The organism is Archangium primigenium, from assembly GCF_016904885.1.
In the GTDB taxonomy this organism is placed as follows: domain Bacteria; phylum Myxococcota; class Myxococcia; order Myxococcales; family Myxococcaceae; genus Cystobacter; species Cystobacter primigenius.
This window is the reverse complement of record NZ_JADWYI010000001.1, coordinates 5,820,067-5,831,687: the sequence shown is the minus strand read 5'-3', so window position 1 is coordinate 5,831,687 and position 11,621 is coordinate 5,820,067. Positions and strand designations below refer to the sequence as shown.

Annotated in this window: 10 protein-coding genes; 4 read left to right on the top strand and 6 right to left on the bottom strand. The window is 70.6% G+C overall.

What is annotated here, in order from left to right:
- Positions 1-39 precede the first annotated feature (39 nt).
- A complete protein-coding gene (locus I3V78_RS23875; RefSeq protein ID WP_204490750.1) occupies positions 40-735 on the top strand; it encodes a fumarylacetoacetate hydrolase family protein in 696 nt (231 codons plus the stop codon).
- 3 nt (positions 736-738) lie between these two features.
- Here the strand turns inward: I3V78_RS23875 and I3V78_RS23870 are convergent, their stop codons facing one another.
- The 5 genes from I3V78_RS23870 to I3V78_RS23850 all read right to left on the bottom strand — a co-directional run bounded on the left by I3V78_RS23870 (position 739) and on the right by I3V78_RS23850 (position 5,692).
- Positions 739-1,563, bottom strand: a complete 825-nt coding sequence (locus tag I3V78_RS23870; RefSeq protein WP_204490749.1) for a methyltransferase domain-containing protein — start codon at positions 1,561-1,563, stop codon at positions 739-741.
- Between the two features lie 132 nt (positions 1,564-1,695).
- A complete protein-coding gene (locus I3V78_RS23865; RefSeq protein WP_204490748.1) occupies positions 1,696-2,946 on the bottom strand; it encodes a sugar ABC transporter substrate-binding protein in 1,251 nt (416 codons plus the stop codon).
- Positions 2,947-3,002: 56 nt separating this feature from the next.
- Positions 3,003-3,974 (bottom strand): type VI immunity family protein, encoded by a 972-nt coding sequence (locus I3V78_RS23860; RefSeq protein WP_204490747.1) that lies wholly within the window; start codon positions 3,972-3,974, stop codon positions 3,003-3,005.
- Positions 3,971-4,648: a hypothetical protein gene (locus I3V78_RS23855; RefSeq protein WP_338023729.1), complete on the bottom strand. Its 678-nt coding sequence runs from the start codon at positions 4,646-4,648 to the stop codon at positions 3,971-3,973. Before I3V78_RS23855 ends, I3V78_RS23860 begins: the two co-directional genes overlap by 4 nt.
- Positions 4,649-4,774: 126 nt before the next feature.
- Complete coding sequence (locus I3V78_RS23850) at positions 4,775-5,692, bottom strand: hypothetical protein (RefSeq protein ID WP_204490746.1); 918 nt, start codon at positions 5,690-5,692, stop codon at positions 4,775-4,777.
- 96 nt (positions 5,693-5,788) lie between these two features.
- Between I3V78_RS23850 and I3V78_RS23845 the strand changes: the two genes are divergently transcribed.
- The 3 genes from I3V78_RS23845 to I3V78_RS23835 all read left to right on the top strand — a co-directional run bounded on the left by I3V78_RS23845 (position 5,789) and on the right by I3V78_RS23835 (position 9,520).
- Positions 5,789-6,421 (top strand): LysE family translocator, encoded by a 633-nt coding sequence (locus I3V78_RS23845; protein ID WP_204490745.1) that lies wholly within the window; start codon positions 5,789-5,791, stop codon positions 6,419-6,421.
- Positions 6,422-6,426: 5 nt separating this feature from the next.
- The gene (locus tag I3V78_RS23840) at positions 6,427-7,395 is read left to right on the top strand and encodes a coiled-coil domain-containing protein (RefSeq protein WP_204490744.1); all 969 of its coding nucleotides are present in this window, start codon (positions 6,427-6,429) and stop codon (positions 7,393-7,395) included.
- Positions 7,396-7,597: 202 nt separating this feature from the next.
- A complete protein-coding gene (locus tag I3V78_RS23835; protein WP_204490743.1) occupies positions 7,598-9,520 on the top strand; it encodes a DNA/RNA helicase domain-containing protein in 1,923 nt (640 codons plus the stop codon).
- 50 nt (positions 9,521-9,570) lie between these two features.
- Here I3V78_RS23835 and I3V78_RS23830 read toward each other — a convergent pair whose 3' ends face one another.
- Positions 9,571-11,439 carry a protein kinase domain-containing protein gene (locus I3V78_RS23830; protein WP_204490742.1) on the bottom strand — a complete coding sequence of 623 codons (1,869 nt, stop codon included), beginning with the start codon at positions 11,437-11,439 and terminating at the stop codon, positions 9,571-9,573.
- Positions 11,440-11,621 lie beyond the last annotated feature (182 nt).

The window sequence follows — 11,621 nt, the reverse complement described above, 5'->3', positions numbered from 1 at the left end:
CTCTTCCCGTCGGCGGCGCGAAGCGTTAAGCCTGGAGGCATGACCGCCTCCTCCGACTTCGTCTTCGCGCCGCCCGCGCGCCCCAGCCTGCCCATCGAGGGCACCTCCGCCCGCTTCCCCGTGCGCCGCATCTACTGCGTGGGGCAGAACTACGGCGCCCACGCGCGGGAGATGGGCTCGGATCCCACGCGCACGCCGCCCTTCTTCTTCTCCAAGCCGGCGGATGCCGTGCGCGTGCCGGGCGAGCCCGTGCCCTTCGCGTCCTCCACCGGCCAGCTCGACTACGAGATCGAGCTCGTGGTGGCGCTGCACCGGGGCGGCGAGAACGTCACCCCCGAGCAGGCCCTGTCGCTCGTGTACGGCTACGCGGCGGGCGTGGACCTGACCCGGAGAGACTTGCAGGCCGAGGCCAAGAAGGGCGGCCGGCCGTGGGACGCGGCCAAGGGCTTCGACGCGTCGGCGCCCCTGGGCGTGCTGCGCCGCGCCGAGGGTGTGGCGCCGCCCCAGGGCCGCATCCACCTGAACGTGAATGGCCAGACGCGCCAGGACGCGCGCATCACCGACATGATCTGGAGCGTGGCGGAGGTGATCGCCAAGGCCTCGCAGCTCTGGCGCCTGGAGCCGGGGGACCTCCTCTTCACCGGCACGCCGCACGGCGTGGGTCCGCTGCAGCGCGGCGACCGCGTGGAGGGCGCCGTGGAGGGCGTGGGCGAGGTGTCCTTCACGCTGACGTGAGCCTCAGGGCAGGGTGGCCCACGCGCCCACGAGCGAGGGCAGCACGAGCACGCCGCCGTAGGCCCCCACCTCCTCGTGCAGCAGCCGCACCACGGTGGGCACGTCGAGCTCCTCGGGGCGCACCAGGCCCAGCCGGCTCATCGTGGGCAGGAGGCCCTGGAGCACCTCGCCCAGCATCGCGTAGCCGGGAAACGAGGGCCCGCCGCCGATGTTCTCCTCGATGCGCAGCGAGGGATCCGGCAGGCCCGCGTCCAGGAAGTGCCGGCGCAGCTCCAGCCCGAGCCGGGTGTGCACGCCCACCTTGCCCAGCGTGCGCGTCACCCAGGACAGCACCCGCTCGAACGTGGGCGAGGAGGGAATGGCGCGCGCCCCGCCGAAGTCGAGCTCCTGCACGGCGAGGAGGCCCCCGGAGCGCAGGTTGGACGCGAGCCGGTAGAGGGTGTCGGGCACCTCGGGGGCGCTCATCAGGGCGAAGCGCCCGATGACGGCGTCGAACGGGGCGTGGAAGCGCGCCTCGTCCAGCGTGCCCTGCAGCGCGTGCACGTGCGTGAGGCCCCGCTCCATGGCGCGGCAGCGGATGGCCCAGACGGCCGAATCGGAGGCCTCCAGGGACACCACGCGGCCCTGGGGCCCGACGATGCCCGCGGCCAGGAACGTCACGTCCCCCGGGCCCGCGCCCACGTCCAGCACCCGCATGCCGGGCCGCAGCCCCGCCTCGAGCAGGAAGCGCTCCGTGAGGGGATCCAAGAGCCGCGTCTGCGTGCTCAGCCGGTCCAGCCCCCACGCGGCGTGCTCCCACCCCTCTTCACTGCCGAGTTCCTCGTTCATCCGCCCGCCGCCCCCCGTCGCCCGCTCGACCGCCCCCGTGTTGCCACCACCCCTGTGCAGGGTAGAGACGCCCGGGGGCCTTTTCCAGACGGGGCTCCCCCGCGTCTCAGGGGGGCATGTCGCACCCGGCCCTCAGGGCTTGGGCGCGGCCTCCACGGTGCCCCGCCGCAGGGCCTTCACTTCCTTCTGCACCGTGCGCTGGGCCTCCTCCAGGGCGGCCTTGGGGGGGGAGAGCTTGTGGGACACGGCGTTCATGGCCGACGTCGCCGGGCCCCAGACCATGGTCATCTCCGGCAGGTTGGGCATGGCCACCGCCGTGCGCGCCTGCTCGCGGATGGCCGACAGCACGGGATCCTTCGCCACCGCCGGATCCTCGTACACCTGGGCGAGCGCCGGGTTCTGCCGACCCTCCAGGGCCATGACCCGCGCGCCCTCGGGCCCGGTGAGGTAGGCGAGGAAGGCGAACGCGGCGTCCTTGTGCTTGGAGCTCGAGGAGATGGCCACGCCCTCCACGGTGAGCCAGGGCCGCATGGGCTTGCCGCCCGCCTCGTCCACGGTGGGCAGCGGCGCGAGCCCGTAGTCCACGCCCGGGGCGATCTCCCCGATGAACCACGGCCCGGAGAAGACGATGGCGGCCTTGCCCTCGTTGAAGAGCGAGGTGACGAGCGCGGTGGAGGGCTCGGCCGGGAGCAGTCCCTTCTGCGCCGTCCACTTGAGCAGGAACTCGAGCGACTTGACGTTCTCCGGCGCGTCCAGGCGCACCTTGGGGCCGGGGTCGAACACGCGCCCGCCAAAGGCCTGCATCAAGGCCGCGTGGTAGTAGAAGTCCGTGTACGGGTAGGCGAGGCACACGCCGCCCTGGCCCGCGGGGCTCGCGCCCAGCGTCTTGCACGCCTTGAGCAATTCGCCCGTGGAGCGCGGCGGCGTGGGCAGCAGCTTCTTGTTGTACAGCATCGTGATGGACTTGAAGTCCAGGGGCAGGGCGTAGACGGTGCCGCGGTAGGTGAGGGCCTCCAGGGTGCCGGGCACGTAGCGCCCGCGCACGGCGGGCTCGAGGAAGAAATCGAGCGGCTCGAGCAGGTTGCCGCCCTCCACCCAGCCGCCGAGCCGATCCTGCGGGAAGACGAACACGTCCGGGCCGGTGCCGCGGGGCAGGGTGGCGGAGATCTTGTCGGTGAAGGCGTCCGAGGGAATCGCGAGCAGCTTCACGCGCGTGCCCTTGTCGCCCTGGGCCGCGTTGAACGTGGCGACGACCTTCTCCAGCGCGGCGCGCTCGGAGGCCCGGTAGCCATGCCACACGGTGAGCTCGGCGGCGCGGGCACCGGGAAGCCAGCACAGCCACCACGACAGCAGGAGCAGCGGAACGGCGGAACGACAGCGCATGCGGAGAGCCTCCCAGGGATAGGAGGCCGCACCATCGCACGAGTCTCCGGGTGGCCTCAGTCGAGGAATCGCCGCCACCAGCGACGGGGTTCTTCGGGCAACCACCCTCGCCAGGTGAGCTGGGGTGGACAGGGAAGCAATGTGGCGTCCAGGACATGCGCCAGTTCTCGGTACGCGGGCAGCCGTTGCCCCTGGGCCAGGTCTCCCGCCTCGGGCTCGGCGCCCAAGGTCACGAGGGCCCCGCCCCCGGGCATCTCCTGGAGGAGCGTCTCCGGCGCCCGCAGCTTGGAGCGCAGGGCCTCGATGCCACCTTGGGCCTTCAAGGCGTCGGGACCCAGGAAGTTGAGCCAATGGATGCCGTCGATCCAGGCCCCGAGGAAGCGCTGCCCGTGCGTGACCTCGACGCCTGGGTAGCGGAGCGCCTCGTCGCGGACCCGTTCCAGCGGAGGTCCCTGGAGGTTCGGAGAGGAGAACGCGAGGCCCGCATGCCCCGAGGAAAATGGCAGCAGGGAGGCCAATTGAATCAGCAGTGTTCGCAGGTGCTCGGACCCCTGCGCCGCGAGGTACTCCGTGGGCCAGGACAGGCTCAGTAGACTGACCTCATCCTCCACGGGCTCGCGCCATGGGAGCCGGGCCCAATAGAAGAAGCCGAAGCCACTGACGCCCGCGTCCAGGCTCGACAGCTGAACCATCCGTTGGAACCCGGCCTTCACCCGGCGATCGACATACGCCTCGTCGTCCTCGTCCTCCAGGAAGCGTTCTCCTCGAGGAGGCGACAGGGCGTCGCGAATCCGCGTCCAACCGTCCGCTCTCAGCGGGGTCGTGTCCCCTCCCAGAGAGTATTCGGAGAAGGGGAGGGGATGGCCGCTCACGGACCGCAGATACGTCTCGAAAACCTGGCTCACCTGGCCGGCGATTTCCACGTGATCGCATGGCAGGTACAGCACGAGCCGGATGACCTCACGTACGACCAGTCGTCCGGGATCCCGTGCGGAGACATGGCGGATGACGGGCCATGGGTGGCTCATCGGCTGATTCCCAGCTGGGGGGTGACGAGGGATCGAGGGTGCGCGCCCGGAAGCCGTTCGTACTTCCCCAGCTTGTCTCGAAGCGTTTGTTCCGCCTCGCCCAGGGGATTGCTCTTTTTCTGGCGAGTGCAGGGAAAGTAGAAGTCGTAGAGGCGTTGGATCCTGTTCGCATCGCGCATGAAATGCAGGACGATGTCCGGCACGAGCGAGTCTTTCTTCCTATCGCTGAGCGCATACCCGCCCGTGGAGGGGCTCCTGCCGTAACGAGGTTCCCGGCTCAGATGCTCGGGAAATCGCGGGCCCAGACGCCGTTCGACACACGCGAAAGCTTCCGCGTGCTTCATCGTCCCGAGTTCCATGGCACGCGTCACCTCGCCACCATCCCGGTCGTGACGAACGACCCGTTCACACTCGTTGTCGTCCGGGACCTTGCCCCGACCATACTCTCGCTCGTTGACCTGAAAATCCGCGTCCCTGGCGCATTGCACGAGGATGTCCTCGACCTGGGCCACTTCCTGTTCGTCCAGGAAGTCCTTCAAGGTCAGCACGCCACGCACCGTCTGCACCACCTTGACCGTGGTGTTCAAGACCGCCGGGGCGACCAGTTCTCCGCTGAGCGAGGGAGTCGCACAGGCGGGATGGAGTGCGCAGGATTGCTCGTAGCGAGACGTCACGCCTGGAGAGCGTCCCACGGGCCGCATGCCGGGCCCACCCCGATGGGGCATGGGGAAGGCACACGCGGCTTGGATCAGGGCTCCACACAGGAGGAGCAGGCGTCGGAGACCTGGAGGGCACATGGGCTACCGCGACCGCCGTCGGCTGTCCTCGCGGTGGAAGCGCCGGGTCAGGCCCAGGGTCAGGGTCGTCTGATCAAAGCCCCCATCGAGGATGGGCAGGGTGGTGGAGGGATTGCTCAGCTCGCCCCGGTCCGACACGGAGAACTCGGCGAAGATGTCCCATTCGTCGATGTAGGACAGCACGCCGCCCAGGCGGAACTGCACGCGGGTCTGGGGATCGAGCGCGTCCCGCGCGCTGCCCGGCGAGGCGAACCGGCCCACGGGGAAGCGCAGCTGCGTGCCCAGCCACATGGCCACCATGCCCCGAGGCTCGCGGAAGATGAGCGTCCCGTCCGCCACCACCTCGCCAAAGCCGAGCCGCCGCGCGCCGTCGTCCAGGCGCAGCCCCGTGGCGCTCGCGCCCACCAGCCCCTGCAGCACCAGCGTCTCGTGCAGGCTCTTGCGGCCCTCCATGGCCAGCTCGGCCATCAGCCAGTTGCCCGTGTGCGCGAGCGTGGGGCCCACCTGCGCCCGCAGGGACGCCGCGTAGCGCTCGCCGAGGCCCACGCGCCCGCCCAGCTGGACGCCTTGCCAGACCACCTCGCCCGTGCGGCTGGGCTGCTTGGGCAAGAGCGTGAGCCCGCCGAACACCTCGCTCCGGCCGCCCACCGCCATCCGCCCGTTCACGTCCACCAGGAGCACGTCCGTGAAGCGCAGCGGCCCTTCCCCCAGGCCCCCCTCGGCGGTGAGGAAGCGCAGGTTGCCCGCCAGCGTCTGGCTCCCCTCCGGCAGGATGAGCCAGTCCTGGGCCAGGGAGCGCCAGTCCGCGCCTCCCGCGAGGGCGATGGATTCGGTGTGGGCATGGTCGTCCTGCGCGCGCACGGGCGTGCTCGCACTCAGCAGGGTGATGGCGACGGCGACGAGCAGCGGGACACGGCGCATGTGCTTCCCCTCCAGGCGATGACGCTCGGGGACGTTAGCACCTGGCTTTCCGGCGGGAGTCGCCAGGGGCATAGTGGCGAGGGACTGGAGCGCGCCATGACGATCACCCAATCCCTGCTGACGTACCTGTTCGCCGCGGGCGTGCTGACCATCACCCCGGGCGTCGACACGGTGATGGTGCTGCGCACCGCGACCCTGGAGGGGCCCCGGCGCGCGGCCTTCGCGGCGCTGGGCATCGGACTGGGCTGCCTCGTGTGGGGGGCCCTGGTGGCCTTGGGACTGGGCGCGCTGCTGGCCGCCTCGGAGGTCGCCTTCACCGGGCTCAAGTGGGCCGGGGCCGCGTACCTCGTCTGGCTGGGCATCGGGTTGATTCGCGAACCCCGCACGGGCCTGGACGTCGCCGGCACGGAGCGCGCGGCGGGGGCCACGGGCGCGAGGGACTGGCTGCGCCGGGGGCTGTTCACCAACCTGCTCAACCCCAAGGTCGGCGTGTTCTACGTCACGCTCCTGCCCCAGTTCGTGCCGGAGGGCGTTCCGGTCGCGGGCTACACGTTCCTCCTGGCGGTCATCCACGTGGGCCTGGGCCTGCTCTGGGGCCTGGCGTTGATTGGCGCGGCGGTGCCGCTGGGCCGGACCCTCAAGCGGCCCGCGGTGGTGCGGGGCATGGATCGGCTGACGGGGTGCGTGTTCATCGCGTTCGGGGCGCGGCTGGCCCTGACGCGGCGCTGACGCCCATGAGCGAGACGCGAGAGCTGCGAGACCGGCTGGAGCGCACCCAGGTGGAGCTGCGCCAGTCGAAGGAGGCCCTGACGAAGCTGCGGGCGCACTACGCGCGGGAGCGCGAGTCCCTGGAGCGCCAGTTGGAGCAGGCCCGGCGCGAGGTGGCCGAGCTGCGGGCCCGTCTCGAGCCGACGTCCGCGCCGCCGCCTCCTCCGCCGGTGGCCGAGCCCGCCCCGGTGCCCGTGCGGACCGAGTCCTTCACCTTGAGCACCGGCCTGCTGGCGCTGATGCGGGTGCCGTCCCTGGAGGACGAGGAGGCCCTGGGCCGGTTGGGGCGGACGTTGCGCATGGGGCTCGTGGATCTCCGGTTGCGGCTCGGCAAACCGCCGCCCGTGGTGCTGGCGCGGATGCCGCTGCCCGAGGCGCGCCGGGTGCGGGACTCGCTGCGGGCCGAGGGCTTCGCGGTGGTGAGCGGCGAGCTGCTGTCGCGCCTGGCCACGCCCCTGGGGGTGCGGCGCTTCTCCGTGGGGCCCACGGGGCTGGCGCTGGAAGGGGAGCGGGGCGAGCGCCGGGAGGTGCGCTGGGAGGACGTGCGCCTGCTCCTGCCGGGCAAGCGGCTCGTCGCCACGACGCGCACCGAGACGGAGATCGTCAAGGACGGCTTCAACCGCCGCCCCCGGACGCGCGAGGTGACGGTGCGCGAGGACGACGTCCACCCCTTCCTGTGGGCCTATGGGGAGGGGCTGTGGCTGTCCTTCACCCGGGACACGGACTTCGCGGGCCTGGGGGCGAGGCGGGAGCTGTCGGCGTTCGACAACATGCGGGCGCTGGTGAATCTGCTCCGCGAGCAGGCCCCCCGGGTGGTGGTGGACGAGCGGCTGGCACACACGCCCCGCCTGTCCCTGCCGCTGGTGGACCCCGAGCGCGCCTACGAGACGGCGGGCGAGCTGCTGTGGCAGTCCGTGCTGGACGGACTGCTGTAGCCCTGCCCGTGGGTCTCGTCTCGTGTTCCCACCGTGGGGGGTCCTCTCCCAGGCCGCCTCACGCCCGGGGTTCAGCTACATTCGTCCCATGCCCTCGGACCTTCTTCCTGGCGTCGCGGACAGTGAGGACACAGCCGCCTCGCTGTCGCGCGTCGGGACACCTCATCTCTACCGAGCACCGATTCCTCGATTCCTCGAGGACGTGGACGCGGGCACGCTTCCCGGTCTGCTGAAGAAGCGATTCGAGGTCATCGAAGGCGAGGCCCCTTCGAGTGGTGAGCAGCAGTCGTGGAAGCACTCCCTGCGCGCGTTGGCGGAGGTCCTCCGCGACGAGCGCCTGTGCCGCTCGGAGATCTTCGTCGAACTGTGGATGCCCATGGGCGGACGCCGCTGTGACGCGGTGTTGACGGGGCGCGAGCCCGAGGGCGCGCCCGCGGCCGTGGTTGTCGAACTCAAGCAGTGGACGAGTGTGGGCAAATCTCCCTGGCGCGAGGAGGTGGTCGTCATGAATGACAGCCGCCGTCATCCCTCCGCCCAGGTCAAGGGCTACGTCGACTACCTGCGCTACTACCACTCCGCGTTCGTGCAGGAGGGCGTCCACATCACGGGTTGCGTCTGGCTCCATGCGATGGAGGATGTCCGCGCCATCGCCTTGTTGAGGGATCCAGACGCCTTCGGGGATCTCGCTCGCGAATATCCCCTGTTCATGAAGCGGGAGCTGGGGCGGTTCGCGCAATGGCTTCAGGAGCAGCTCGGACACGGCGAGGGGACCCGGGCGGCGCACCTCATCGCCACCGGGCGTCCACGCCCCTCGGAGAAGTTGCTCGACATGGTCGTTCAGACGATTCATGGCGAGTTCGAGTGGCGGCTTCTCGATGTGCAGCGGCAGGCCTACCTGCGAATCATCACCGCCGTGGAGGAGGGCCGCGCCCATGGCACGCGCACGGTGGTGTTGATCAAGGGCGGGCCGGGGACGGGAAAGAGTGTCCTCGCCCTTCAACTCCTGGCCCATGGCGCGCGCAAGAGCTGGCGGGTGATTCATGCGACGGGTTCCCAGGCCTTTCAGACCAACCTCCAGGGCAAGACCCTCGCGTTCGCGGCGAACCTGCACAAGCAGCTCCAAGGCGCGCGCTTCAAGAAGGAGCTCCCCGTGGACGAGCTCTTCTGCACCTTCTCGGAGGTCGCCAAGGCGGGAGCACGTCAAGGACAGGTCCTCGACCTGACGGTCGCCGACGAGGCGCATCGGCTGTGGGAGTTCCGGCGCTTGAAGTTCCCGAATGGCACCATTCGCCACCTCTCCGACACGCCGATGATCGAGGAGGTCATCAGCGCGAGCCATGTCACGGCCTTCTTCCTCGATGACCACCAGGCGGTGCGCGCGGGGGAGATCGGTCACTCGGATGTCGTGCGCGAGGCCGCGAAGCGCATGGGCGTGCGGCTCGTCGAGCTGGAGCTGGACATTCAGTTCCGGTGTGGAGGCAGCGATGGCTACGTCCAATGGGTCGACATGCTGTTGGGCTTCTCGCCGCAGGCCGACCTCTCCTGGAAGACGCGCGAGGAGTACGAGGTCACGGTCGAGACCGACATGGCACGAATGGATCGGCGGCTGCGCACGCTCCAGCACCAGAACTACCGCTGCCGGATCATCGCGGGGTACTGCTGGTCATGGTCCCCGGTGGGGACGGGCGCCACCCGCCTCGTGCACGACGTGAAGGACAAGCGCTTCGGGGATTGGAGCGCGCCCTGGATCGAGAAGACGGGACAGGGGCGCAAGCCCCTGGACAATCAGTATTACCGCTGGGCCAACGAGGATGCCTATTACGAGCAGGTGGGCTCCATCTACTCGGTGCAGGGCTTCGAGTTCGATCACGTGGGCGTGATCTGGGGCGAGGATCTCGTCTGGCGCACGGACCGGTGGGTCGCGGACCTCTCCAAGAACAAGGACAAGACCTTCAAGCGGGACGTGCGCACGAGTGAAGCCGAGGCCCTGGCCAAGTTGCGCAACGTCTACCGGGTGCTGCTCACGCGCGGGACGCGGGGCACCCACGTGTTCATCCTGGACGCGGAAACACGCGCGCACGTCGAGTCGCTGCTGCGCGTCGGGCTGGCCAGACAGTTGGCCTGAGCACGGGTCATCGGTGGGGTGAAGAGGGCGGGGCGCGCCCCCTTCACCGCCTACTCCCCGATGATGTCCGCGGTGAAGACCAGGCGCTGCTCGCCGGTGAGCACGAAGTCGCGCTCCCAGACGGCGTCGTCCTGGGTGACGCGCAGGCGGTGCTCGCCCTCGAAGATCGTCTGATCCACCACCGGCGCGGTGCCCAGCGCCCGGCCATCCAGGGACACCTGGGCGCCCGCGGGCGCCTGGATGAGCACCGAGCCCATGGTGAGCTTGATGTTGAACGTCACCTTCTCCGTCGTCTGCCGCACGTCGATGAGCCGCGCGGTGCGCAGGCCCTTGGCCTCGTCCACGAGCGTCACCATGTGACGGCCCGGCGGCAGCGGCACCTGCAAGGGCGTGTGGCCCATGTTCCGGCCGTCGATGGCGATGGCCACGTCGGGGCTCACCATCAGCTCCACGAGCGTGGGCGGCACCGTGGCCGCGGGCACCACCGGCACCGCGCTGCCCGTCTTGGGCTGCACCGTGGGCGGCGGCACGCCCGCGTCCACGGGCTCCTCGACGATGAGCACCGGCGCGGTGATGTCCACCGGCGCGCCCGTGTCATCCGTCACCGACAGTGCGGGCCGGCCCCGGATGGTCCAGATGAGGCCCACGGCGCTCACCAGCAGCCCGACACCCACCGCGCTGATGAGGGCCGTGGAGGCGCGGCGCGAGCGTCTGGCCGGCGCGGGCGCGGCGGGCGGCGTCACCAGCATGCCGGGCACGAGCGGCCCCGTCACCGGCACGGGCTCGCCCTGGGGCTGGGCGGTGGCGGCGGGCGGCACCTCGATGCCCGGCGTGGGCGGCAGGGGCGTGGGCAGCACCGAGGCCGCCTCGAACCGGGGCGCGGGCGCGGCCTCGACGACGGGCGCCGGGGCGGGCGCTGGAGTGGGAGCCGGGGCGGCGGGCGCGGCCACCGGCATCGGCGCGGCCACGAGCGCCGCCGAGGGCGCCGGGTGCGTCAGCTCGACGATGCCCTGATCGATCATCGCCCGGCGTGCGCGCCGCGTCTCGGTGTCGCGCGGCAGCTGCTTGGCGAGGAACTCGGCGAGGGCGGTGGGCGTGGGCAGCTCGCCCACGATGGCCACCAGCGCCTCGCGGAACGCCAGCGCGCTCGCGTAGCGCTCCTTGGCGCGCTTGGCCGTGGCGCGGCGGATGACCTCGTTGAAGGGCAGCGGCACTTCCTCGGGCAAGGGTGGCAGGGGCCGCGAGAGGATGGCCTTGTCCGGATCGATGGAGTCCTGGAACGGCTTGCGCCCGGAGAGGCACTCGTGCAGCAAGAGGCCCAGGAGGAACACGTCCGTGGGGACCGACGAGGCCTCGCGTCCGCCCATGAGCTGCTCGGGGGCGCTGTACAGGCGGCGGTTGCGCACGCGGCGGCCATTGCCCTCGCGAGGCGCGACGCTCAGCGCGCCGTAGCCGGACACCTTCACCACGCCGTGGAAGGAGACCATGATGGTCTCCGGCCGCAGATCCGCGTGGACGAAGGGCGTGCCGTCATCGTTGCCCGCCACGTGGGCGTAGTGCACACCCATGGCCACGTCCGCGGCGATCAGCGCGGCGAAGGGGGGGGGCAGCCGCGGGCACACATCCAGCACGTGACGCAGCGGCTCACCGTCGGCGTACTCGGTGACACGCGCCACCCGGCCATCCAGCGTCACCAGGCCGTGCACGCGCAGGATGTGGGGGTGCTCGAACACCACCGCGCGCTCCGTCTCCTTCTGGAGCCGCGCCAGCATCATGGCGTCCTGGGCGACCTCGGTCGGCGCCCACACCACCACCACCGGGACGGGGGGCGCGCCCTGCTCGAGGGCCAGGGCGAGGGACGGCCGGGTGCCCTCACCCGGGATGAGGGGACCCAGCAACTGATAGCGAACCTGGCTCATGGGCGTCATGTTTTACGGCCCTCCGAGACGCACCGCCAGAGCACGAAGGTATGATTCCAAAGGCCTTGGACGGTCGCTTGCATGACAGCCCACCACGACAGCGGGGCAACTCTTCGTTCTCTGGAAGACAGGGAAAGCCTTTTTAATCTTCGTTCGTTGCAAAACTTCTTTCGCTTCGTGCC